We start from the raw sequence: 23,017 nt of genomic DNA, 5'->3' as shown, positions 1-23,017 counted from the left end.
CCGCCCCACGGCACACCACCCACCTGCCCCACCCTCCCGCTTCGGGGGCGGCACGTCGGCCCGGCCGACGTCCCGCCCCCGTCGTGGTTCCGGCTACTGTTCGTCGCCGTCCTCGTCCTGTTCGTCGTCGCCCTGGTCGCCGTCGATGCCCTGGTGGGAGCCGACGGGCTTGGCGAAGACCTGGGAGTTCTCGCTCGCCGCCGGGCCGTTGGCGCCGGCGACCAGGTTGCCGCTGGTCGAGTCGAACAGCACGGTCCGGCCGGAGGCGGCCACGATCGGGTCCCTCGACGAGCCGTTGCCGAACGAGCCGTCCGGGGCGTTGGACACCCGCTCGGTGCGGCCGGTGCGCAGGTCCTGGCGGTAGACGTCCCAGCCCGGGTGCTGCGGGCCGGCCACCAGGTTGTCGGCGGCGGACTCGAAGTAGATCCAGCGGTTGTCGGCGGTGATCGAGCCGTGGTCGGAGGAGCCGACCGAGCTGGTGCCGGGCAGGCCGCCGCTGACCTTCGTCACGACGCCCGTCCGCAGATCCCGTACGTAGAGCACGGTGTGGTAGCGGTGGCCGTTGGTCGAGCCGCCGGGCTCGGCCAGGGTGTAGATCGCGCGCCGCCCGTCGGGGCTGATCGTCGCCTCGAAGCTGGAGCTGCCGATCTGTCCGTCGAGGCCCGCGCTCACGGCGGTGAGCTTCCCGGACCGTACGTCGTAGGTGTAGTAGGGGGCGGCCGTCGGTCGGGCCAGGCTCGGCTGCGCCACGGCTTCCGGGACGCTGCGGCGCGCGGCCTCGGCGGCGCTCGGGGTGAGCTCCACGTCGGCGGAGGCGGTGGCCGCGGCGGCGAGGCCGGGGGTCTGATCGTCCGGCAGCAGGCTGGAGAGGGAACCGAAGCCGATGGTGCGGCCGTCCGCGCTGATCGTGGGGCGGATGGACGTGCTCTCGCCCGGCCTGCCGTTCGCGTCGCGGGAGACCAGCCGGGTGGTGTGGGTCCGGCGGTCGGTGAGGTAGACGTTGATCTTCCAGGTGTAGGGCCTGGCCAGCGAGGGCGCGGGATCGGGGTCCACGACGGTCGGGTCCAGGTCGGTCCGGGAGGACACGTAGGCCACGTACCGGCCGTCGGCGCTGATCGAGGGCGCGTACGAGTAGTGGAACCGGTCGGTGTCGGTGCTGGTGAGCCCGCCGCTGACCAGCTCGGTGCGGCCGGTCCTCCGGTCCCGGACGTACACCTCGGTGCGCCCCTTGACCTGCATGCCGGGCACCACGTTGTCGGCGTTGCTCTCGAAGGCGACGTAGCGGCCGTTGCCGCTGATCGCGGCCTGCTCCGTCCAGCCGTTCAGCACCTCGCCGGAGTCGGACAGGTCGACCCGCTCGGTGCGGCCGGTGCGCAGGTCCTTCACGTAGGCGTCGCGCCCGCCCAGCGCGGGCTGCTCGACCAGGTTCGTGGCCCAGGAGGTGAACAGGGCGTAGCGGCCGTTCGCGCTGATGCCCTGGGCCGAGGACTGGTTGTCGGGCGCGGCGCCGTTGAGTCCGACGCTGACCTGGACGGTGCCGCGCGGCACCGGGGCGGCCTGGGCCGGGGCGGCGGTGACGGCGAGCACGGCGGCCGCGGCCAGGACGCTGCCGCCGCCCGACAGCCACCGGTTGTGGGTCGTCCGGGTGGTACGGGTCATGAGGTCTTCCCCCTCTGATCGCCCGGCCGGGCTCCCTCCCGGCGACGGGCTTTTCGGGTGAGCCAATCGTCGGGAGGGCCGGTGGTCAACGGCTGCGGGTGATCTCGGCGAAAAATACGTCAACGGACGTATGCGGCAAGGGAATCAGGCCATCACAGGCGGCGCAGGAAGACGTCCAGCCGGTTGTTGGTGTCGTCCGGCACCAGGTCGCCGTCGGAGGCGTCGAAGATCACCGTGTCGCCGGTGGCGTCCACGTACGGGCCGTAGGAGGAGGCGGTGCTCTGCCTGCCGTCCCGGGTGAGGCTGATCCGTTCGATCCGGCCGGTCCACAGGTCGCGGCGGAACACGTCGCCGGCGTCGTTGGTGTCGTCGGGGACCAGGTTGTCGGCGCTGGAGTCGAAGTAGACCCAGCGGTCGTCGAGCGTCATGACGCCGTTGGAGGAGGACCACTTCGTGGTGGTGCCGGGCAGGTCGGTGTTGACCTTGGTGAGCTTGCCGGTGGCCAGCTCGTGGACGTACACGTCCAGCCGGTTGCCGTGGCTCGGGCCGGGGAAGCCGCCGACGAACACCGGGATGCTGTAGACCGCGTAGCGGCCGTCCGGGCTTATCCGGCCGTCGCGGGCGACGCCGATCAGCTCTCCGGTGTCGTCCAGGCTGGCGCCGACGACCGTGCCGGTGCCGGCCTTCCAGACGTAGTACGGGTAGTAGCGGGGCCCGGTCAGCTGGGGCGACCCGTCATCCGCGGCCGGGGTGCCCGGGAGCAGGTTGCCGGCCCGGGACGTGAAGCCGACGGTGGAGCCGTCGGCGCTGATCGTCGGGGTGAAAGAGTTGTTGTCGGCGCCCTCGCCCTCCGTGCCGACGGTGACCAGCCGGGTGGTGTGGGTCCAGCGGTCGGTGACGTAGATGTTGCTCCTGCCGCGCTTCACGCCGGGGGCGAGGTCCGTGCGGCTGGAGGAGTAGGCGACGTACCGGCCGTCCCAGCTGAGGGTGGGGCTGTCCGCCGTGCGGATGGTCTGGTCGTCGCCGCTCGGCAGGGCGGCGGCGGTGATCAGCTCGGTGCGGCCGGTCCAGCGGTCGCGGACGAAGACGTCGCTCTCGTGCCGAGGCTGTCCGGGGACGACGTTGGTGGCGGTGGTGCTGAAGGCCACGTAGCGGCCGTTGCCGCTGATCGAGGCGTCCGTGGTGGCGGCGTTCAGCGCGGAGCCGTCGTCGGCGACGCTGGCCCGCTCGATGTGGCCGTTGCGCAGGTCTCGGACGTAGACCTCGTCCGAGTTCGGGGTGCCGGCCACGGGCAGCAGGTTGGTCGCGGTGGAGCGGAACAGCGCGGAGCGGCCGTCACTGCTCAGTCCGAGCGCGGACGACTGGCCGTTGAGCTGCTCGCCCTTGAAGCCCTCGCTGACCCGGGCGGTGTCGCCCTTGGGCGGGCGGGCCTCGGCGGCGGGCATCGCGGCGCCGGCCACGGTGGCGGCCACCAGGACGGCGGCGGTACGGGCCAGTCGGCGGCGGGTGCGTGCGGTGGTCATGGATCGTCCTCCCCTGGGATCACCCGGCCGGGCTCCCTCCCGGCGGCGGGCTTTCGCAGAGCCAACCGTCGGGAGGACCGCTGGTCAACGGCCGGGCGTGATCCCGCCGGGAAATACGTCAACGGACGTATCCCCCAGGGGAGTCAGACGCTCACAGGCGGCGTCGGAAGACGTCCGTGGTGGTGTTGGCGACGCCCGGCACCAGGTTGCCGTCCTCGGCGCTGAACAGCAGCGTCGTGTCGTCGGCGTCGACCTGCGGGAAGAAGGCGGAGGTGGTGCTCTGCGAGCCGTCCTCGGTGAGGGTGACCCGCTCGGTGCGCCCGCTGCGCAGGTCGTGGCGGAAGATGTCGGCCTGCCCGTTGGTGTCGCCCGGCACCAGGTCGGCGACATCGGAGGTGAAGTACACCCAGCGGTCGTTCAGCGGCATCACGGGGTCGTAGGAGGAGTCGATGTTCGTGGCGCCGGACAGCGGCTTGTCGACCTTGGTGGTCTTGCCGGTGGCGAGCTCGCGGACGTAGACGTCCTGGTGCCGGCCGTGCGAGCCGGGCCGGCCGCCCTCCTCGAAGACGGTGTAGACCGCGTAGCGGCCGGAGGGGCTGATCCGCCCGTCGTTGCCGCTGCCGGTGAACTCGCCGGCCTCGTCGTAGCTGGCGCCGGTGATCCGCCCGGTGCGGGCGTCCCAGACGTAGTACGGGTAGGCGCGGATTCCGGCCAGCTCGGCGGGGGCGCCGGCGGCCCGCGGGGCCTGTGCGGCCTCGGCCCGGTCCGCGCCGTCGGGGGCGTCCGCGGCCGCCGACGCGGCTGCGGCGATGGCGGCGGGCGGGGTCTGGTCGGCCGGGAGGAGGTTGCCGGCGCGGGAGCTGAAGCCGATGACGGTGCCGTCCGCGCTGATCGTCGGTCGGTAGGAGCTGTTGTCGGCGGGGGTGCCGTCCGCGCCGGTGCTGATCGCCCGGGTGGTGTGGGTCCAGCGGTCGGTGACGAAGATGTTGAACTTGCCGCGGTGCACGCCGGGGGCGAGGTCGGTGCGGTCCGAGGAGTAGACCACGTACCGCCCGTCCCAGCTGATGGCGGCGTTGAAGGCGTTGCGGATGCTCTGGTCGTCGCCCGCGCCGGAGCTGCCGTCGCCCGCGCTGACCAGCTCGGTGTGCCCGGTCCAGCGGTCGCGGACGAAGACGTCGCTCTCGTGCTTCGGCTGCCCGGGCACCGCGTTGGTGGCGTAGCTGCTGAACACCACGTACCGGCCGTTGCCGCTGATCGCCGCGTCGTTGCTGCCGCCGTCCAGCGCGGAGCCGTCGTCGGCGACGCTGACCCGCTCGGTGTGGCCGTTGCGCAGGTCCCGGACGTAGACGTCGCCCACGGCCCCGGCGCCGCCCGGCAGCAGGTTGGTCGCCGCGGAGGAGAACAGGGCCAGCCGGCCGTCGCCGCTCAGCCCGAGTGCGAGGGAGGCCCCGTCCAGGGCCTCACCCTTGGAGCCCTCGCTGACCCGGGCGGTGTCGCCCTTGGGCGGGCGGGCCTCGGCGACGGGCATCGCGGCGCCGGCCACGGTGGCGGCCACCAGGACGGCGGCGGTACGGGCCAGTCGGCGGCGGGTGCGTGCGGTGGTCATGGATCGTCCTCCCCTGGGATCACCCGGCCGGGCTCCCTCCCGGCGGCGGGCTTTCGCAGAGCCAATCGCCGGGAGGGCCGGTGGTCAACGGCTGTGGGTGATCTCGGCCGAAAATGCGCCGACGGGCGGATTTCGGAGGGGAGTCAGGACCTCAGAGGCGGCGTCGGAAGACGTCCGCGTTGCCGTTGGTGTCGCCCGGTACCAGGTTGCCGTCGTCGGCGCTGAACAGCAGCGTGCCGCCGAACGCGTCGACGTGCGGGAAGTAGGACGCGGAGGCGCTCTGCCCGCCGTCCGCGGTGAGGGAGACCCGGTCGGTCCGGCCGGTCCACAGGTCGTGGCGGAACACGTCGGTCTGCCCGTTGGTGTCGTCGGGCACCAGGACGGAGGCGGTGGAGGCGAAGAAGACCCAGCGGTCGTCGAGGGTCATCTCGGCGTCGAAGGAGGAATCGATGGTGGTGGTGCCGGGCAGTGGGGTGCTGACCTTGGTGACCTTGCCGGTGGCGAGCTCGTGGACGAAGACGTCCTCGTGGACGCCGTGCGAGCCCGGCCGGCCGCCCTCCTGGAAGAGGGCGTAGACCGCGTAGCGGCCGGAGGGACTGATCCGCCCGTCGGAGCCGCTGCCCCGGAGCTCCCCGGCCTCGTCGCGACTGGCGCCGGCGAGCCTGCCCGTGCGGGCGTCCCACACGAAGTACGGGTAGCGGCGGGCGCCGGCCGACGCGGAGGCGGTGTCGGTGCTGTCGGCGACGGCGGCCGGGGCCTGGTCGGCCGGGAGCAGGTTGCCGGCGCGGGAGCTGAAGCCGATGACGGTGCCGTCCGCGCTGATCGTCGGTCGGTAGGAGCTGTTGTCGGCGGGGGAGCCGTCCGCGCCGGTGGAGACCACCCGCGTGGTGTGGGTCCAGCGGTCGGTGACGAAGATGTTGAACTTGCCGCCGCGCACGCCGGGGGCGAGGTCGGTGCGGTCCGAGGAGTAGGTCACGTAGCGCCCGTCCCAGCTGACGGCCGGGTCGTGGGCGGTGCGGATGGTCTGGTCGTCGCCCGCGCCGGAGACGCCGTCGCCGGCCGTGACCAGCTCGGTGCGGCCGGTCCAGCGGTCCTGGACGAAGAGGTCGTTCTGGTGCTTCGGCTGCCCGGGCACCACGTTGGTGGCGCGGGTGCCGAACACCACGTACCGGCCGTCGCCGCTGATCGCCGCGTCGCCGGCGCCGTCGTCCAGTGCGGAGCCGTCGGCGGCGACGCCGATCCGTTCGAGGTGCCCGTTGCGCAGGTCCCGGACGTAGACGTCACCCGAGCTGCCGTGGCCGCCGGGCAGCAGATTGGACGCGGAGGACGAGAACAGGGCGTAGCGGCCGTCGCCGCTCAGCCCGAGCGCGAAGGACTCGCGGTCGAGCCCCTCGCCCTTGGGGCCCTCGCTGACCCGGGCGGTGTCGCCCTTGGGCGGGCGGGCCTCGGCGGCGGGCATCGCGGTGCCGGCCACGGTCGTGGCGGCCAGGACGGCGGCGGTACGGGCCAGCCATCGGCGGGTGCGTGCGGTGGTCATCGATCATCCTCCCCAGATGACGGTGCCGGGCCCACGACCCCCGCGGCCCGGTTCGATCACGAGCCAAGCGCCGGGCCGGGCGGGTGGTCAACGGGCGGGAGCGATCTCGTCCGGAAATACGCCACCGGTGGTACGCCTGACCGGATACCCGCTCCGGCCGGGGCCTTCGGTCCCGCCGGCCGGCTTGCGCGGGTGGTGCCGCCGTTCCGTTCCGTCTCCCGGGTTTCCACTGGTCGGCTGTGGTGGGCGCCCTCCGGCCGGTCCGCCGCGCCGTGCCGCGCTGGCAGAATTGGTCCGTGATCGACGCACGACGGCTGCGGACCCTGCGGGCCGTGGCGGACCACCGCACCGTGACCGCCGCGGCGGCCGCGCTCTACCTGACCCCCTCCGCGGTCTCCCAGCAACTGGCCGCCCTGGAGCAGGAGACCGGCCACCACCTGCTCGCCCGGGAGGGCCGGGGGGTGCGGCTGACCGCCGCAGGGGAGATCCTGCTCGGCCACGCGGACGTGGTGCTCGCCCAGCTGGAGCGCGCCGAGGCCGACCTCGCCGCGTACAGTGCGGGCGTCTCCGGGGAGGTGACGGTCGCCTCCTTCGCGACCGCCATCGCCTCGGTGCTCGCCCCGGCCGTCGGCCTGCTGGCCGGGAGCGCGCCCGGAGTGCGGCTCAAGGTGCTGGACGCCGAGGGCGACGCCAGTCTGCCGATGGTGTTGGACGGCCGGGCCGATCTCGCGGTGGCCGTCGAGTACCGGGGCGCCCCGCGTGCCGACGACGCCCGGCTGACCCGGGTGCCGCTGTACGCCGAGCCCTTCGAGGCCGTGCTGCCGCTCGGCCACCGGCTGGCCGCCGAGTCCGGCCCGCTGGCCGTCGCCGCGCTGGCCGACGAACCGTGGATCGGGCCGTACCCGGGCAACCCCTGCCACGACGTGGTGCTGCTGGCCTGCGAGCACGCGGGGTTCCAGCCGCGGCTGCTGCACTCCTCCGACGACTTCCGGGCCGTGGTCGCGCTCGCCTCGGCGGGCCTCGGGGTGGCGCTGGTGCCGCGTTCGGCGCTGCGCGGCGTCGACCTCGGCGAGGTCGCGGTGCGCCCGGTGGACAGCGAGCTCGCCACCCGCCGGGTGTTCGCCGCCGTCCGGGCCGGGGCGGACGCGCACCCGCTGATCCGGCCGGTCCTGGACTCGCTCGCCGAGGCGGCCGCCGCGGGCGCGTGAACCGGCTCGCCGCGGCTCGCCGACGTTCTCGGCAGTCCTGATGGACGCCGCCTGGCGGGCTGAGGGCGCCCGCCGCGGCGTCACCGCCCACCGCTCGGCGGGGACGGCCCGCGTTCGGCGCGCCGGCCCGCGCGCTGCGGCCACCTGGGCGGCAACAGTCGAAGAGGCGTCGGGCCCGGGAGCCGTGCCTGACGGGGCGTGACCGGTGCGGCGCGGTCCGGGTGTTGCCGTTCGGTGACACGGAAGGCTCAATTCCGTCGACTGTTCGCACTAGTTTCGAGTTGCACCCAGCCCCCGCCCTCCGGTCCACGCAGGAGGGACGACCCGGCTCGGGGTGCTCCTCACCCGTACTGCGCTCAGGAGAACCCGCATGCCCCTCTCGACGATCCGCCGCGCGACCGCCACCCGTACGCTGGCCGGAACCGTCCTGGCCGCGGCCCTGCTGGTACCCGCCGCAACGGCCTGCTCCTCCGCGTCGGGCGCGCACGACTCGGCCGCACCGGCCACCACCGCACCCGCCGCCACCGGGGCGGCCACCACCGCACCGGCCGCCACCCCCACCACCGCGGCGCCGGCCACGACGCCTGCCGCGCCCGCCAAGGGCGGCGCCACCGCTCCGGCCGCCGCACCCGCCGGGCGCGCCGCGACGACGCCGGCCGCCCCGCCCAAGGCGCCCTCGGGCGTCCGCACCGCGACCCTGGTGGACGGCAGCACGGCCGAGATCCAGGACCTCGGAAACCAGCACTACGCCGCCAGGATCCTCAACAAGGGGCAGGTCCTCGCCACCCTGGAGGCGAAGGAGCACGACGGCGGACTCGACGCCAACGGCATGTTCGTCATGCTCTCGCTGGACGGCCGGATCCACTCCTGGATGGGCGGGGGCCACCAGGGACCGGGCACCTTCAAGTTGGCGGGCGGCTGGACGGCCAAGGTCACGAAGACCGGCGAGCTCCGGTACCGTGCGGAGATCCTCGGCAACGAGAACGCCGTGTACGGCACGCTGGAGGCGAACCAGCAGGATGTCGGCCTCGACGCCAACGGCATCTCCATCGTGCTCAGCGCCGGCGGTGAGATCAGCGCCCACGAGTGAGCGTGCGGGGACCCGCCCCGCGCTGCACGCACGCCGACGCCGCGCTCTGGTCCGACAGGATCCGCCCCAGCCGTTCCGGGGTGCCGGCGGCGGGTTGGTGGCGTACGGGAGCCGGTGAATAGGGTGGAGCTGATGTGTCGGCGTATTTATGGAGAATCCGATGAATTCGACCTCTGTCCCTGACGACCTCCTTCCGGTCGGGGTGATCGGGCTCGGTGACATCGCGCAGAAGGCGTACCTGCCGGTGCTCACCGCGCTGCCGGGGTTGGATGTGCGGCTGATGACCCGGGACGCGGCGAAGCTGGACAGGATCGGCGAGGCCCACCGGATCGCCCCCGAGCACCGCTTCACCGACCTCGGCGCGCTGATCGGCGGCGGCATCCGCGCCGCCTTCGTGCACGCCGCCACCGACCAGCACGTCCCGATCGTCGAGCAGCTGCTCACCGCCGGGGTGGACGTCTACGTCGACAAGCCGCTCGACCACACCCTGGACGGCGCCCGCCGGCTGGTCGACCTCGCCGACCGGACCGGCCGCTCGCTGATGGTCGGCTTCAACCGCCGCCACGCGCCCGGCTACGTGCAGGCCCTGGAGCGGCCGCGCGACCTGATCGTGCTGCAGAAGAACCGGGAGGGCCTGGCCGAGGCGGCCCGCCCGCTGGTGTTCGACGACTTCATCCACGTGGTGGACACGCTGCGCTTCCTGGTCCCCGGTGAGATCGAGCACGTGGACGTCCGCTCCCGCAGCCGGGACGGGCTGGTCGAGCACGTGGTGCTCACCCTCGGCGGGCAGGGGTTCACCGCGCTGGGCATCATGAACCGGCTCTCCGGCTCCACCGAGGAGGTGCTGGAGGTCTCCGGCGGCGACTCCAAGCGCGAGGTGCACAACCTGGCCGAGGTGATCGACCACCGCGGCCAGCCGACCGTGCGCCGCCGCGGCGACTGGGTGCCGGTGGCTCGTCAGCGCGGCATCGAGCAGTGCGTGCTCGCCTTCCTGGCGGCCGTCCGCGCCGGGCGCACCCTGGACGCCCACGACGCGCTGCGCACCCACGAGCTGTGCGAGCTGGTCGTGGAGCGGATCGAGGCTTCCTGGGAGTCCGCTGGAAGCGGGCTGTGAAAAGCCCGGACTGACCGGCAGTCAAGTCATCCCCAGGGAACCGACAGTTCACTGTCGGGGTCTTGTCGGGGCATTTTCTACGCGCGTATCTTGAGGGGCGCCGCGGGGGGCGGGTGTCCGTCCTCCGCTTTCTCCCTACGCGAGTAGCGCGCGTCCGACGCGCGCCTCCGCCCGGACCGCCGTGCCACGCCAGTGCCGCACGACGGAGCTAGGAGTACTTCCCCGGTGACCACCGCCCCCGCACCCCGCCCCCGCAGAGCCCTGCTGCGCGCCGCCCTGATCCCGGCCACGCTGGCCGCCTCGCTGGTGCTCGTCCCGCTGCCGGTGGCGAACGCCGCTGCCGCCACCCCCGCCCCGACCGAGGTCGGCCCGCTGCGGATCCACGACATCCAGGGCGGCACCCGGACATCCCCGCAGGCGGGCAAGCCCGTCACCGGCGTGCCCGGCATCGTCACCGGTGTGCGCGCGTACGGCAGCTCCAAGGGCTTCTGGATCCAGGACCCGAACCCGGACGCCGACCCGGCCACCAGCGAGGGCGTCTTCGTCTTCACCGGCGGCAACCCGACCGTGAAGGTCGGCGATTCGGTGCTGGTGAGCGGCAAGGTCACCGAGTACTACCCGAACTTCGGCGGCGGTTCGCAGTCCCTCACCGAGATCTCCGCCCCGGGCGTCACCGTCCTGTCGGCCGGCAACCCGCTGCCCGCCCCGGTGGTCGTGGACACCCGTAACATCCCCGGCACCTACGCCCCGCCGGCCGGTGCGGACGGCTCCATCGACGGCGTGAAGCTCGACCCCGAGAAGTACACCCTGGACTTCTACGAGTCCCTGGAGGGCATGCTCGTCCAGGTCAAGGACGTCCGGGTGATCCAGGCGACCGACAAGTACAACGAGCTGTGGGTCGCCGCCGACCGTCAGGACCAGCGCAGCAAGCGCGGCGGCGTGCTGTACGAGTCCTACCGCGAGCCCAACGTCGGCCGCCTGATGATCCAGCAGCAGGCCCCGGTCTCCCAGCAGCCGTTCCCGGTGGCCAACGTCGGCGACGAGCTGACCGGCACCACCACCGGCCCGCTGGACTACAACAACTTCGGCGGCTACACCCTGGTCGCCGGCACCATGGGCACGCTGAAGGACAACCACCTCCAGCGCGAGGTCACCGCCCAGGCGGGCGACCGCGAACTCACCCTCGCCACCTACAACGTGGAGAACCTGGCCCCGGGCAACCCGGACGCCAAGTTCGCCGAGCTGGCCCAGGGCGTCGTCACCAACCTGCGCTCGCCCGACATCGTCGCCCTGGAGGAGATCCAGGACAACAACGGGGCCAAGAACGACGGCACGGTGGACGCGAGCCAGACCGTCGCCAAGTTCATCGCCGCGATCAAGGCGGCCGGCGGCCCGGCCTACGACTGGCGCTCGGTCGACCCGCAGGACGGCAAGGACGGCGGCGAGCCCGGCGGCAACATCCGCCAGGTCTTCCTGTTCAACCCGCAGCGGGTGTCCTTCACCGACATCCCCGGCGGCGACGCCACCACCGCCGTCGGCGTGAGCGGCACCGGCGCGGGCGCCGCGCTGACCGCCTCGCCCGGCCGGATCGAGCCCACCGACGAGGCCTGGACCAACAGCCGCAAGCCGTTGGTCGGTCAGTTCTCCTTCCGGGGCAAGAAGGTCTTCGTGATCGCCAACCACTTCAACAGCAAGGGTGGCGACCAGGGCATCGACAGCCGGTTCCAGCAGCCGACCCGCAGCTCCGAGGTGCAGCGGACCAAGCAGGCCACCGTCGAGCAGGCCTTCGTCGCCAAGCTGCTGGCCGCGGACAAGGAGGCCAAGGTCGTCTCCCTCGGCGACTTCAACGACTACCAGTTCTCGCCCGCGCTCGCCGCGCTCACCAAGGACGGCGTGCTGCGCGACCTGGTGAACGAGCTGCCGGAGACCGAGCAGTACTCGTACGTCTACCAGGGCAACTCGCAGGTGCTGGACCACATCCTGGTCAGCCCCGAGGTCGGCTACGCCAAGTACGACGTGGTGCACATCAACGCCGAGTTCGCCCAGCAGGCCAGCGACCACGACCCGCAGGTGGTCCGCATCAAGCCGTAGTCCCGGGTCACGGCTATCCTGCCTCCGCCACCGGTGATCACCAGCGGCGGAGGCAGCGTCGTGTGACGGGGGAGTCGATGTCGATGGAGTACCGGATCGAGCGGATCGGGCGCACCGAATGGCAGCGGCTGCGGAAGGTGCGGCTGGCCCAACTGCTCGACACGCCCCTGGCCTTCGGCGAGACCCACGAGAGCGCGAGCCGCCACGGCGAGGGCGAGTGGCGGGCCCGGTGCGACTGGGTCAACGAGCCGGACCGGCTCGGCCTGGTCGCCGTGGACGCCGCGGGGGAGTGGGTCGGCACCATGCTGTCCGTCCCGAACCGGGAGCAGGCCGGCGCGCTCGACCTGATCGGCGTCTGGGTGGACCCGGCGCACCGCGGCCGCGGGCGCGGAGTCGCCGACGCCCTGTTGGACGCGGTGCTCGCCTGGGCACGGGTCCGCGGCGCCGGGCGGATGCTGCTCGGAGTGCACGAGGCGAACCCCCGCGCCGCCGCCTTCTACCTGCGGCGAGGGTTCGCCTTCACGGGGGAGGCGACGCCGTACGTGCTGGACGCCTCGGCGCGGATCCTGGAGATGGCCCTCCCGCTGGACTGACCGGCCCGGCGGGAGGGCTCGCGACTCAGCCCAGGTACGGCTCAGCCCAGGTACTGGGCCAGCGCCTCGCCGGTCAGCGTGGACCGGGCGGCGACCAGCTCGGCCGGGGTGCCCTCGAAGACCACCCGGCCGCCGTCGTGGCCGGCCCCCGGGCCGAGGTCGATGATCCAGTCGGCGTGCGCCATCACGGCCGGGTGGTGCTCGATCACGATGACCGACTTGCCGGACTCCACCAGCCGGTCCAGCAGTCCGAGCAGCTGCTCGACGTCGGCCAGGTGCAGGCCGGTGGTCGGCTCGTCCAGCACGTAGACGCCGCCCTTGTCCGCCATGTGGGTGGCCAGCTTGAGCCGCTGCCGCTCGCCGCCGGAGAGCGTGGTGAGCGGCTGGCCGAGGCTGAGGTAGCCGAGGCCGACGTCGGCGAGCCGCTCCAGGATGCGGTGCGCGGCCGGGAGCCTCGCCTCGCCGGAGCCGAAGAACTCCTCCGCCTCGGTCACCGACATCGCCAGCACCTCGGCGATGTCCCGCCCGCCCAGGTGGTACTCCAGCACCGCCGGCTGGTACCGCTTGCCCTCGCAGTCCTCGCAGGTGGTGGCCACCCCGGCCATCATCGCCAGGTCGGTGTAGACCACCCCGGCGCCGTTGCAGGTCGGGCAGGCGCCCTCGGAGTTGGCGCTGAACAGGGCCGGTTTCACGTCGTTGGCCTTGGCGAAGGCCTTGCGGATCGGGTCGAGCAGCCCGGTGTAGGTGGCCGGGTTGCTGCGCCGGGAGCCCTTGATCGCACCCTGGTCGACGGAGACCACGCCTTCCTCGCGAGGGATCGAGCCGTGGATCAGCGAGCTCTTGCCGGACCCCGCCACCCCCGTCACCACCGTGAGCACCCCGAGCGGGACGTCCACGTCCACGTCCCGCAGGTTGTGGGTGTTCGCGCCGCGGATCTCCAGGGTGCCGGTCGGCTTCCGGACGGCCTCGCGCAGGGCCGTCCGGTCGGACAGGTGGCGGCCGGTCACCGTGCCGCTGGTGCGCAGCCCCTCGACGTCGCCCTCGTAGCAGACCGCGCCGCCCGCCGCACCGGCCCCGGGGCCGAGGTCGACCACGTGGTCGGCGATCGCGATGGTTTGCGGCTTGTGCTCCACCACCAGCACCGTGTTGCCCTTGTCCCGCAGGCGCAGCAGCAGCCGGTTCATCCGGTCGATGTCGTGCGGGTGCAGGCCGGTGGTGGGCTCGTCGAAGACGTAGGTGGTGTCGGTGAGCGAGGAGCCGAGGTGGCGGATCATCTTGACCCGCTGCGCCTCGCCGCCGGAGAGGGTGCCGGAGGGGCGGTCGAGCGAGAGGTAGCCGAGGCCGATCTCCACGAAGGAGTCGAGGGCCTGCCGGAGCGTGCCGAGCAGCGGCGCCACCGAGGGCTCGTCGAGGTCTCGGACCCAGGCGGCGAGGTCGCTGATCTGCATCGCGCAGGCGTCGGCGATGCTGATCCCGGCGATCTCGGAGGAGCGGGCCGCCGCGCTGAGCCGGGTGCCCTCGCAGTCGGGGCAGGTGGTGAAGGTCACGGCCCGCTCCACGAAGGCCCGGATGTGCGGCTGCAGCGCGTCCTTGTCCTTGGACAGCATGGACTTCTGGATCTTGGGGATCAGGCCCTCGTAGGTGAGGTTGACACCCTTGACCTTGACCTTGGTCGGCTCCCGGTGGAGGAAGTCCTGCATCTCCCTCCTGGTGTACCTGCGGATCGGCTTGTCCGGGTCGAGGAAGCCCGAGTTGGCGTAGACGCCGACCGTCCACCAGCTGTCGGTCTTCCAGCCGGGGATGGTGATCGCTCCCTCGGAGATCGACTTGCTGTCGTCGAACAGCTGGGTGAGGTCGATGTCCGAGACGGTGCCGCGGCCCTCGCAGCGCGGGCACATGCCGCCGGTGATGCTGAAGCTGCGCCGTTCCTTGACCGTCTTGCCGCCGCGCTCGACGGTGACGGCGCCGGCGCCGCTGATCGACGGGACGTTGAAGGAGAAGGCCTTGGGGGAACCGATGTGCGGGGTGCCGAGTCGGCTGAACAGGATGCGCAGCATCGCGTTGGCGTCGGTTGCGGTGCCGACGGTGGAGCGCGGGTCGGCGCCCATCCGCTGCTGGTCGACGATGATCGCGGTGGTCAGGCCTTCGAGGACGTCCACCTCGGGGCGGGCCAGGGTGGGCATGAAGCCCTGGACGAAGGCGCTGTAGGTCTCGTTGATCAGCCGCTGGGACTCGGCGGCGACGGTGTCGAAGACCAGCGAGCTCTTGCCCGAGCCGGACACCCCGGTGAACACCGTCAGCCGGCGCTTGGGGATGTCGACGCTGACGTCCTTGAGGTTGTTCTCGCGTGCGCCGTGCACCCGGATCAGGTCGTGGCTGTCGGCGACGTGCGGCTGCGTGTCCGTCCGCTTGGGCATCGTTCTCTTCGCTCCCTGGCTCTCGGCGGTCTTCGGGGTGGGCGGGGTCGGGCAGGCCCGCCCCACGGCCGCCGTCGGTGTGCTCGAACCCTTCGATCCAACCATCGATCCGGCCGGGATCGAACGGGCTTCGGGTACGGCCGACGGCGGGCGGGGCGGGCCCCGGTGCCTGTGGGTTCAGCCCACCTCGTTGAAGCGGACCATGTTGCCCGCCGGGTCGCGGAACGCGCAGTCGCGGACGCCGTACGGCTGCTCGGTCGGCTCCTGGACCAACTCGGCGCCGCCGGACTTCAGCCGGTCGTAGACGCCGTCGAGGTCGCGGGTGCCCAGGACGAGCCGGGCGTAGGTGCCCTTGGCCATCATCTCGGTGATGGTCCGCTGCTCCTCCTCGGTGCGGCCCGGGTCGGCGGAGGCCGGCTCCAGCACCAGGGAGACGTCGGGCTGGCCGACGGGGCCGACGGTGATCCAGCGCATCGGGCCGCCGCCGACGTCGTTGCGCACCTCGAAGCCGAGCAGGTCGCGGTAGAAGGCCAGGGAGGCCTCGGGGTCGGTGTGCGGGAGGAAGGTCCAGTGAATGGTGATGTCGCTCATGACTGCAACGCTAGGCGCGCACCCCGGCCGGGCGCTTCTCGAATCCTGATCGGTCCGCGGGGGCGCCCCGGGAGAACGCGACCGTGCTGGTCGCGGCCACCTCGGCGGTGGTCGGGACCAGCACGGTCGGGCTGCCTGCTAGCAGTCGGGGATGGTCGTGCCGTTGTTGTCCTTGGCCGTGTCGCTGCCCCATCGCGACAGGTAGAACGCGGACACCCACTGGCCGGCCGGGCCGCCGTCCGCGTCCGTCTTCAGCCACCAGTGGTTGTAGCTGCTGCCGTTGGAGACCTCGCGGCCCCAGGCCTTGCAGAAGACGTAGTTGGTCCCCTGGTACAGCGTCCCGGTGGCGTTGGTGGAGGTCGGCGAGGCGTAGACGCTCGCGTTGGCGAAGGTGTCCACCCAGTACTTCCCGGTGGCGGGCGGGGTGCCGCCGCCGGCGCAGGTGGGGATGGTCGTGCCGTTGTTGTCCTTGGCCACGTCGTTGCCCCACCGGGAGAGGTAGTACGCGGACACCCACTGCCCGCCGGGGCCCACGTCCGGGTCGGTCTTCAGCCACCAGTGGTTGTAGGCGCTGCCGTTGGAGACCTCGCGGCCCCAGGCCTTGCAGAAGACGTAGTTCGTGCCCTGGTACAGCGTGCCCGTGCTCGTGGTGGACGTCGGGGAGCCGTACACCGGCGCGTTGGCGTTGGTGTCCACCCAGTACTGGCCGCTGTTCGACGGCGGCGTGGTGGGCGGCGGCGTCGTGGAGCCGCCGCCGGCGCCGTACAGCCGGATGGCGCCGTAGTAGTCGCCGTGCGAGGAGAGCGCCGCCACCTGGACGTAGCCGCCGGAGTAGGGGGCCTCGGCGATCCAGCCCTGTCCGAGGTACATCGCGACGTGGTGGATGGTGGAGGCGGTGTTGCCGAAGTACACCAGGTCGCCGGGGAGCAGCGGTGCGGTTCCGTCCGCCCGGTAGTAGCGCGCGACCGCCCGGGAGGTCGGCCACTGGGTCCGGGTGGTGCCGTTGATGACGTCCTCGCCGACCGCCAGGTAGTAGGCGTAGCGGACCATGCCGGAACAGTCCAGGCCGCGGACGTTGCAGTCGTTGGGCGCGCCGTTGGAGGGGTCGCAGAGGCCGTACGTCGGGCCGGGCTGCGAGCCGTGGCCGCCGCCCCACGAGTACGGGGTGCCGATCAGCCCGCAGGCGGAGCGGACGGCTGCGGTCGCCTGCGGCGCCGCACCGGTGGAGAGGACCCCGCAGGCGGGCGCCGCCTGGGCCGCCCCGGCGCCGGCGAAGAACACTCCGACCGACACCAGCAGCGACAGCAGGGCCGCCCACCGCAGCGGGGCGATCAGCCACCGTGACAGAAGGGTTACGCGCGTAGTCATGGTCGCGGATCTTTCCGGAGTCGCTGACTCCGGGTCAATGGTTGTGCACCACATACCTCCTGAGGCCCCTGTACCTGCCGGTTTGCTGGTCAGCGGCACGGCAACCGGCAACTTCCCGGCATTCCGCCGTGGAGCTGCCGGAGCGGTCGCGCCGTCGAGGCCACTGCCGATCCGCCCCCATGCGGCTCGACCGCGGCGTACGGTCGGGCTGCTACCGGACCGGGCCCGCCAGCGTCTCGATGGGGCCCGGGGCCCATCGGTCGGGCTTGCGGGTGAGGCTCACCAGATCCTCGGGCGGTTCACTCCCGTCCCTGGCGATCGTCACGTACGTCCTGGCCTGCTGCAGGCTCATCCGCGGGGCGTTCTTGCGCAGGTGCTGCATGGCGGCGGCGGTCCCGACGGAGTGCGCGAGGCGCCGGACGTCCGCGGCGAGGGGGTCGGGCGCCCTGATGCCCTTGACCTGCCGGAGGTAGTCCTCCTCCCAGCCGTCACTCCAGTCGGTGCCGGGGACGAAGTGGATGCTGCCGTCCTCCCGGTCGACCAGATAGGGGCCGCCGAGGAGGTTCCCGCGCAGCGCGGGGTCGCGGGCGCCCTGCGCCGAGGTCCAGTAGACGAGCCACCCGACGGACCGCTCCTCGACCGCGTAGACGGCCAGCGCCGGGATCAGCCTCGCCCATGCCCAGGTCGGCCGCTCCCGCTCCAGATAGGACTCGACCAGCTCGACCGCTCGCTCCCGGGAAATCACGCTCCCCATCGTTCACCGCGGGTCAACCGGATTTCGGCGCACCCCGTCGTCGATCGGGTGCCGTCCGGCGTGCGGCGCGGGGAGGGGCCGTACCCAGCCGTTGCCCGTGCCGCCCGGTGCGAACCGGGTCCTCACGGCCTTCAGCCCCGGGTGACCGCGCATCGGGGGAGGACGCCGCGCCGCGCGGGCCGAACCCGCACGAGCTGACCCGCCGGCTTCGGCCGGAGCTGTCCTACGTCTGACCGACCATGGCGGCGGGGCGGACGATGCGGTCGAACTCCTCGGCGCTGATGTAGCCGGAGGCCAGTGCAGCCTCGCGCAGGGTGCTGTCCTCGTCGTTGGCCTTGTGGGCGATCGCCGAGGCCCTGTCGTAGCCGATCACGGGCGAGAGGGCGGTGACCAGCATGAGTGAGCGGTCGACGTAGCTGTCGATCTGCTCCCGGTTGAGCTGGGTGCCCTCGATGCAGAACTCGCGCATCTTGGTGCAGGCGTCGGCGAGGATGGTCGCCGCGTGCAGGAAGTTGCTGATGATGACCGGGCGCATGGCGTTCAGTTCGAAGTTGCCCTGGGAGCCGGCGAAGGCGATGGCCGTGTCCTCTGACAGCACCTGGATGCAGACCATGACCATCGCCTCGCACTGGGTCGGGTTGACCTTGCCGGGCATGATCGAGGAGCCCGGCTCGTTCGCCGGGAGGATGAGTTCGTCGAGGCCGCAGCGAGGTCCGGAGGACAGCCAGCGGATGTCGTTGGCGATCTTCATCAGCGGCACGGCCAAGGCCCGCAGTCCGGCGGAGGCGCCGACCATGGCGTCCAGGCCGCCCTGGGCCGCGAATTTGTTCTGCGCGGTGATGAACGGGTAGCCGGTCGCGGTGGCGATCTCGGCGGCGACCTGCTCGCCGAATCCGGGTGGGGCGTTCAGCCCGGTCCCGACCGCGGTGCCGCCCATGGCGAGTTCGTTCAGGCCCTCGGCGGACCTGGTGACCTGGCCGATGGCTTGTTGCAGCTGGCGGGCGTAGCCGGACCATTCCTGCCCCACGGTGAGGGGGACGGCGTCCTCCAGGTGGGTGCGGCCGATCTTCACCACGTCGTGCCACTGCTGTGCCTTGGTCTCGATGGCTTGTTGCAGCGCCTGCACACTGGGCAGCAGGTGCTCGTGGATCTCCTTGACCGCGGCGATGTGCATGGCGGTGGGGAAGGTGTCGTTGGAGGACTGCCCCAGGTTGACGTGGTCGTTGGGGTGGATCGGGAACTTGCTGCCCAGCTCTCCACCGAGGAGCTGGATGGCACGGTTGCTGATCACCTCGTTGGTGTTCATGTTGGACTGCGTACCGGACCCTGTCTGCCACACGTACAGCGGGAAGTGATCGTCCAGTTTGCCCGCGATGACCTCGTCGGCCACCCGCTGGATCAGGTCGGCCTTCCAGGCCGGCAGCCGCCCGGCGTGCCCGTTGACGCGGGCGGCTGCCTTCTTGACGTAGCCGTAGGCGTGGTAGACCGCTTTGGGCATCCGGTCGTCCCCGATGGAGAAGTGGATCAGGGACCGTTGCGTCTGGGCGCCCCAGTAGCGGTCCGCGGGGACGTCGACGGCGCCCATGGAGTCGGTCTCCCGCCGGGTCCCGGTCGCGTGCAGACCGATGGGGATGTCGAGGATCTTCGGGGCTTCGTCCCGACCAGCCGACCCGGTCCGGTCCACGCCGTGGTGCTCTGTGGTCATGACGTCGCTCCGTCAGCGTAGACCGGCTCCCACATGGCCTCCCGGACGGCCTTTCCGGCGTCGGTCGGCTTGCAGGTGGCCACGCCGTCGTCGAGCGCCGCCTGGACCACCGCGGTCGCGGTGATCGCCGAGGACTCCCGGAGGTTCTTCACGGGAGGCAGCAGGGAGGCGCCCGGCCCCGACGGGTCGACCTGGTCCGCGACCGCCTGCGCGGCCGCGAGCAGCATGGCCGCGGTCACCTGGGACGCGCCGGAGACGATCGTGCCCAGGCCGAGTCCCGGGTAGAGCAGCGCGTTGTTGGCCTGCCCGATCCGGTAGGTCACACCGTCGTGTTCCACGGGCGGGACGGGGATGCCGGTTGCGACGAGCGCCTTGCCCCTGGACCAGGCGATGACGTCGGCGGGCATGGCCTCGATCCGGGAGGTGGGGTTGGAGATCGGGAAGATGACCGGCCGCTCGGTACCCTCGGACATGGCCTCGACGACCTCGCGCGTGAAAGCACCGTGCACGGTGGAAGTGCCCAGCAGGATCGTCGGGTTGACCCGCCGGACCGTTTCCAGGAGCGGGATCGCGCCGTCGTGCCGCCCCCAGTCCGCGACCTCGGCCGGATCGCGGGCGTAGGTCTGCTGGAAGTCGCGCAGGTCGGTCATGTCCCGGGTGAGCAGCCCTTGCCTGTCGATCAGCCACACCTGGGCGGTGGCCCGCTCCGGATCCGCGCCGTCGCGGACCATCGCGTCGCGTAGCTGGTCCGCGATGCCCACCCCGGCGGTCCCGGCGCCGAAGACGACCAGCTTCTGGTCCCGCATCCGCACACCGGTGACCTTGACCGCGGACAGCGCTGCGGCCAGCGTGATGGCTCCGGTGCCCTGCATGTCGTCGTTGAAGATCCGATAGCGGCCGCCGTACTGCTCCAGGATCCGCCGTGCGTTGCTGGGACCGAAGTCCTCGAAGTGCAGGAGAGCACCGGGGAACGCGGACGATGCCGTCTCCAGGTACTTCTCGATGAACGCGTCGTAGTCGGCGCCGCGGACACGGGGGTGTCGGTTGCCCAGATACAGCGGGTCCTCCAGCAACGATGCCCGGTCCGTACCGACATCCAGCGACACGGGAACGACGCGGCGCGGGTCGATGCCGGCGGCCGCCGTGTACACGGCGAGCTTGCCGACCGAGATCAGGACGCCTCCCACGCCCCAGTCACCGATGCCCAGGATCTCCTCCGCGTCGGTGCACACGATCAGGTCGACGTCCCGCGGTCCGAGTTGAAGCGTGGCGAAGGCCCTCTGCATGTCGTCGGGCCGGTCGATGGACAGGAAGATGCCGCGCGGGCGCCGGTACTCGTGGGAGTACTTCTCGATCGCCTCACCCACGACGGGGTCGTAGACGATCGGCAGCAGCTCTTCGAGGTGCTCGGTGAGGAGCTTGAAGTAGAGGGTTTCGTTGCGGTCGTGCAGCTGTTCCAGGTAGACGTTCTTGGCCAGGTCGCTCCCCTGGGCCTGCAACTGCCAGTAGGCACGTTGAGCCTGCCGCTCGAGCGCGAGCACTCCGGAGGGCAGCCGTCCGGTGAGGCCGAGGGCCTCCCGCTCCTGCTGTGTGAAGGCGACGCCGCGGTTGCGCAGCGGATCCACCAGGATGCTGGGGACAGCGGGGGTCCGTGCGTGGCTCTCGGGCATGAGATCCTCCTCCACGGGAATGCCGTCTCATCTCCGACCGGGATGACCGAGGGGGCACGAACGCTCCCGTGCCAAGCCGCTCGCAGGTCGATCCGTCGTGGCGGGGACGAATTCCCTCAGGCCGTCAAGGGCCATCAAGCGGATGTTGGGTTCCGAGCGTCGCCGGACAGTCGGCGTTGCCGCCGCTGCTGGCCGACGGGCCGAAATCGCCGTCGGTAAGCCCGAAGCGCGAACTCGGTCGGCCGGCACGCGCAAACGCAGCCACCGGCTCACGCCCGGCGCAGCGTGAGTTCAGCAGTGTGAAGGTTTGTCAGGACGGCGCGGCGCCGGTTGCCCGACCGCTCGCAGGAGCGCCGCGTGTCGAGACGCCACCGATTTCGCCGCGGCGCCTCATCCGCCATTCTGTCTTCAGGCTAACCACCAGCCGACCGGCCGGCGACTTCAGCCAGGACGATGTCCCTGGTCGTGGTGCAGCCGGTCATGGCGAGGGCGTGCTCCAGGGACGCGTGCTCGCGTGGATACCGCTCCCTGCCGTTCATCGGGCCATCATGCAACTCTCCGAAGTTCAGGAGCGTGGTCAGAAGCCGTCGACTTCGACGACAGCCGCCGCGAAGGCCTTCGGAGCCTCCTGCGGAACGTTGTGCCCTGCCTCCAGGGTCTTGTGCGCGTATGTGCCGACGAACTTCTTGCGATAAGCCGATCCATTTCCCGGAGGCGTAAATGGATCGTGCGCGCCGTCGATGGTGATCGTCGGCACCTGGATGACAGGGGCTGTGGCGAGGAGTTTCTCGAAGGCGTCGTACCGGGGATCACCCTCGGCCAGGCCGAGTCGCCAGCGGTAGTTGTCGATCACGATGTCGACGTAGTCCGGGTTGTCGAACGCGGCGGCCGTGCGATCGAAGGTCGCATCGTCGAAGGTCCAGGTCGGGGAGTTGAACTTCCATACGAGCCTGGCCAGGTCGCGTCGGTACTTCTCAAGGCCGAGCACGCCCCTGTCGGTGGCGAAGTAGTACTGATACCACCACGCCCATTCACTCGTCGGTGGCGTCGGCATCTTGTTGGCCTCGACGTTGACGACCAGATACCCGGTCGTGGAGATCAGCGCCTTGCAGCGCTCCGGCCAGAGGGCCGCTACGATGTCGGCGGTCCGTGATCCCCAGTCATATCCGGCGAGGATGGCCCTGTCGATCCCGAGGGCGTCCATCAGGGCGATGAGGTCGAGGGCAAACGCCGACTGTTGGGCCTTTCTGGGCGTTTCGCCCAAGAGGAACCGCGTGGTGCCGTGGCCGCGCAGATAGGGGACGACCACCCTGTACCCCTTCGCCGCGAGCAGGGGCGTGACCGCGACATAGCTGTGAATGTCGTAGGGCCAGCCGTGCAGGAGTACGACCGGCCGTCCGTCCGCGGGCCCGGCTTCGACGTATCCCACGCTCAGATCGCCGGCATCGATCTGCTTCACCGGGCCAAGGAATCCGCTGGGCCCCGGCCCAGTCGCGGCAGATGCCTCAGGCCTTCCCATTTCGGACCGCGCTTGCGCGTCACCAGTCATGCCGAGTTGGGCCGCCACGGCGGTCGCGGCAGCGGCGCCGAGGAATTTACGACGGCTGTGTGTGATTCTCTCGGGCATTTCCATCGATGAACCTCCTCGCCTGAGGCGACACCGGCGGGCCGCCGATCGCGTGGCACGGTGAACGTGGCACAGTGAATCGGCCGGCAATCGCAATTCGCATGACGCCCGTACCCGGTTTCCGTCATTTCCGTGGGCCCTCGCGCCGGCGCCTCGCCTCTGCCATGCAACACCCGTCAGAGTGACGGCGCAACAGCGGTGAGTGATGCACGGATTGCGGGGGCGGGCAGCATGCGACTGCAAGGGGGGCGACGTTGGTGCGGGCCTCGGGCTCCACCGGGTCGCAGAAGGTCCCCAGCCGCGGGACCGCATCGGTCGGGATGCTCGCGAATCCGCGCGGCTCGAAGAGTCACGGTCCAGCTGCCGGTCCCGACATGCCGCCCCCGGAGCCTCGTGGCCCGGGTGCCGCGAACTGCGGCTTCCAACCGCCGACCGGGACTTCCGGTGGCACCTCCGCGTGTCGG

17 protein-coding genes are annotated in these 23,017 nt (G+C 71.6%); 5 read left to right on the top strand and 12 right to left on the bottom strand.

Features of this window, described 5'->3' with window-relative positions:
- Positions 1 to 93 precede the first annotated feature (93 nt).
- The 4 genes from ACFU7Y_RS07710 to ACFU7Y_RS07695 all read right to left on the bottom strand — a co-directional run bounded on the left by ACFU7Y_RS07710 (position 94) and on the right by ACFU7Y_RS07695 (position 6,325).
- Positions 94 to 1,659: a hypothetical protein gene (locus ACFU7Y_RS07710; protein WP_224283717.1), complete on the bottom strand. Its 1,566-nt coding sequence runs from the start codon at positions 1,657 to 1,659 to the stop codon at positions 94 to 96.
- Between the two features lie 152 nt (positions 1,660 to 1,811).
- Positions 1,812 to 3,182 (bottom strand): hypothetical protein, encoded by a 1,371-nt coding sequence (locus tag ACFU7Y_RS07705; RefSeq protein ID WP_224283718.1) that lies wholly within the window; start codon positions 3,180 to 3,182, stop codon positions 1,812 to 1,814.
- A 151-nt stretch (positions 3,183 to 3,333) separates the two neighbouring features.
- A complete protein-coding gene (locus ACFU7Y_RS07700; protein WP_380766774.1) occupies positions 3,334 to 4,788 on the bottom strand; it encodes a TolB family protein in 1,455 nt (484 codons plus the stop codon).
- 151 nt (positions 4,789 to 4,939) lie between these two features.
- Positions 4,940 to 6,325 (bottom strand): hypothetical protein, encoded by a 1,386-nt coding sequence (locus tag ACFU7Y_RS07695; protein WP_224284876.1) that lies wholly within the window; start codon positions 6,323 to 6,325, stop codon positions 4,940 to 4,942.
- A 296-nt stretch (positions 6,326 to 6,621) separates the two neighbouring features.
- On the opposite strand from ACFU7Y_RS07695, the gene ACFU7Y_RS07690 reads away from it, so the two are divergent.
- The 5 genes from ACFU7Y_RS07690 (at position 6,622) to ACFU7Y_RS07670 (ending at position 12,421) form a co-directional block, all read left to right on the top strand.
- Positions 6,622 to 7,533, top strand: a complete 912-nt coding sequence (locus tag ACFU7Y_RS07690) for a LysR family transcriptional regulator (protein ID WP_380766773.1) — start codon at positions 6,622 to 6,624, stop codon at positions 7,531 to 7,533.
- A 370-nt stretch (positions 7,534 to 7,903) separates the two neighbouring features.
- Entirely contained in the window at positions 7,904 to 8,623 is a 720-nt protein-coding gene (locus ACFU7Y_RS07685; protein ID WP_380766772.1) for a hypothetical protein, read from the top strand.
- 160 nt (positions 8,624 to 8,783) lie between these two features.
- Positions 8,784 to 9,737: a Gfo/Idh/MocA family protein gene (locus tag ACFU7Y_RS07680; protein WP_224275894.1), complete on the top strand. Its 954-nt coding sequence runs from the start codon at positions 8,784 to 8,786 to the stop codon at positions 9,735 to 9,737.
- A gap of 225 nt (positions 9,738 to 9,962) precedes the next feature.
- Positions 9,963 to 11,828 carry an endonuclease/exonuclease/phosphatase family protein gene (locus tag ACFU7Y_RS07675; RefSeq protein WP_308020142.1) on the top strand — a complete coding sequence of 622 codons (1,866 nt, stop codon included), beginning with the start codon at positions 9,963 to 9,965 and terminating at the stop codon, positions 11,826 to 11,828.
- A 77-nt stretch (positions 11,829 to 11,905) separates the two neighbouring features.
- Positions 11,906 to 12,421 carry a GNAT family N-acetyltransferase gene (locus tag ACFU7Y_RS07670; protein WP_380766771.1) on the top strand — a complete coding sequence of 172 codons (516 nt, stop codon included), beginning with the start codon at positions 11,906 to 11,908 and terminating at the stop codon, positions 12,419 to 12,421.
- A gap of 41 nt (positions 12,422 to 12,462) precedes the next feature.
- Here ACFU7Y_RS07670 and ACFU7Y_RS07665 read toward each other — a convergent pair whose 3' ends face one another.
- From ACFU7Y_RS07665 to ACFU7Y_RS07630, 8 genes are all read right to left on the bottom strand, one after another.
- Complete coding sequence (locus ACFU7Y_RS07665) at positions 12,463 to 14,838, bottom strand: excinuclease ABC subunit UvrA (protein WP_224275890.1); 2,376 nt, start codon at positions 14,836 to 14,838, stop codon at positions 12,463 to 12,465.
- 177 nt (positions 14,839 to 15,015) lie between these two features.
- The gene (locus tag ACFU7Y_RS07660) at positions 15,016 to 15,429 is read right to left on the bottom strand and encodes a VOC family protein (protein ID WP_224275888.1); all 414 of its coding nucleotides are present in this window, start codon (positions 15,427 to 15,429) and stop codon (positions 15,016 to 15,018) included.
- Between the two features lie 138 nt (positions 15,430 to 15,567).
- The gene (locus ACFU7Y_RS07655) at positions 15,568 to 16,797 is read right to left on the bottom strand and encodes a C40 family peptidase (protein ID WP_224275887.1); all 1,230 of its coding nucleotides are present in this window, start codon (positions 16,795 to 16,797) and stop codon (positions 15,568 to 15,570) included.
- A 211-nt stretch (positions 16,798 to 17,008) separates the two neighbouring features.
- Complete coding sequence (locus ACFU7Y_RS07650) at positions 17,009 to 17,542, bottom strand: YrhB domain-containing protein (protein WP_224275886.1); 534 nt, start codon at positions 17,540 to 17,542, stop codon at positions 17,009 to 17,011.
- A gap of 232 nt (positions 17,543 to 17,774) precedes the next feature.
- Positions 17,775 to 19,256, bottom strand: coding sequence for a class II fumarate hydratase (gene fumC, locus ACFU7Y_RS07645; protein WP_224275885.1), 1,482 nt, complete (start codon positions 19,254 to 19,256; stop codon positions 17,775 to 17,777).
- Complete coding sequence (locus tag ACFU7Y_RS07640; RefSeq protein WP_380766770.1) at positions 19,253 to 20,926, bottom strand: NAD-dependent malic enzyme; 1,674 nt, start codon at positions 20,924 to 20,926, stop codon at positions 19,253 to 19,255. Before ACFU7Y_RS07640 ends, fumC begins: the two co-directional genes overlap by 4 nt.
- Positions 20,927 to 21,339: 413 nt before the next feature.
- Positions 21,340 to 21,465: a hypothetical protein gene (locus tag ACFU7Y_RS07635; protein ID WP_263454544.1), complete on the bottom strand. Its 126-nt coding sequence runs from the start codon at positions 21,463 to 21,465 to the stop codon at positions 21,340 to 21,342.
- A 38-nt stretch (positions 21,466 to 21,503) separates the two neighbouring features.
- Positions 21,504 to 22,559 (bottom strand): alpha/beta fold hydrolase, encoded by a 1,056-nt coding sequence (locus ACFU7Y_RS07630; protein ID WP_224275883.1) that lies wholly within the window; start codon positions 22,557 to 22,559, stop codon positions 21,504 to 21,506.
- Between the last annotated feature and the right edge of the window lie 458 nt (positions 22,560 to 23,017).

This window comes from Kitasatospora sp. NPDC057542 (genome assembly GCF_042801945.1).
Taxonomy (GTDB): Bacteria; Actinomycetota; Actinomycetes; order Streptomycetales; family Streptomycetaceae; genus Kitasatospora.
Note: the sequence above shows the minus strand (reverse complement) of the source record. Positions and strands in the feature narration are given on the sequence as shown.

Excerpts from the sequence above, each read along its gene's own strand:
- ACFU7Y_RS07670 (WP_380766771.1), top strand. The coding sequence starts at position 11,906 with ATGTCGATGGAGTACCGGATCGAGCGGATCGGGCGCACCGAATGGCAG.
- ACFU7Y_RS07660 (WP_224275888.1), bottom strand. The coding sequence starts at position 15,429 with ATGAGCGACATCACCATTCACTGGACCTTCCTCCCGCACACCGACCCC.
- ACFU7Y_RS07685 (WP_380766772.1), top strand. The coding sequence starts at position 7,904 with ATGCCCCTCTCGACGATCCGCCGCGCGACCGCCACCCGTACGCTGGCC.
- ACFU7Y_RS07630 (WP_224275883.1), bottom strand. The coding sequence starts at position 22,559 with ATGGAAATGCCCGAGAGAATCACACACAGCCGTCGTAAATTCCTCGGC.
- ACFU7Y_RS07680 (WP_224275894.1), top strand. The coding sequence starts at position 8,784 with ATGAATTCGACCTCTGTCCCTGACGACCTCCTTCCGGTCGGGGTGATC.
- ACFU7Y_RS07700 (WP_380766774.1), bottom strand. The coding sequence starts at position 4,788 with ATGACCACCGCACGCACCCGCCGCCGACTGGCCCGTACCGCCGCCGTC.
- fumC (WP_224275885.1), bottom strand. The coding sequence starts at position 19,256 with ATGACCACAGAGCACCACGGCGTGGACCGGACCGGGTCGGCTGGTCGG.
- ACFU7Y_RS07705 (WP_224283718.1), bottom strand. The coding sequence starts at position 3,182 with ATGACCACCGCACGCACCCGCCGCCGACTGGCCCGTACCGCCGCCGTC.
- ACFU7Y_RS07635 (WP_263454544.1), bottom strand. The coding sequence starts at position 21,465 with ATGAACGGCAGGGAGCGGTATCCACGCGAGCACGCGTCCCTGGAGCAC.
- ACFU7Y_RS07710 (WP_224283717.1), bottom strand. The coding sequence starts at position 1,659 with ATGACCCGTACCACCCGGACGACCCACAACCGGTGGCTGTCGGGCGGC.
- ACFU7Y_RS07640 (WP_380766770.1), bottom strand. The coding sequence starts at position 20,926 with ATGCCCGAGAGCCACGCACGGACCCCCGCTGTCCCCAGCATCCTGGTG.
- ACFU7Y_RS07655 (WP_224275887.1), bottom strand. The coding sequence starts at position 16,797 with ATGACTACGCGCGTAACCCTTCTGTCACGGTGGCTGATCGCCCCGCTG.
- ACFU7Y_RS07665 (WP_224275890.1), bottom strand. The coding sequence starts at position 14,838 with ATGCCCAAGCGGACGGACACGCAGCCGCACGTCGCCGACAGCCACGAC.
- ACFU7Y_RS07695 (WP_224284876.1), bottom strand. The coding sequence starts at position 6,325 with ATGACCACCGCACGCACCCGCCGATGGCTGGCCCGTACCGCCGCCGTC.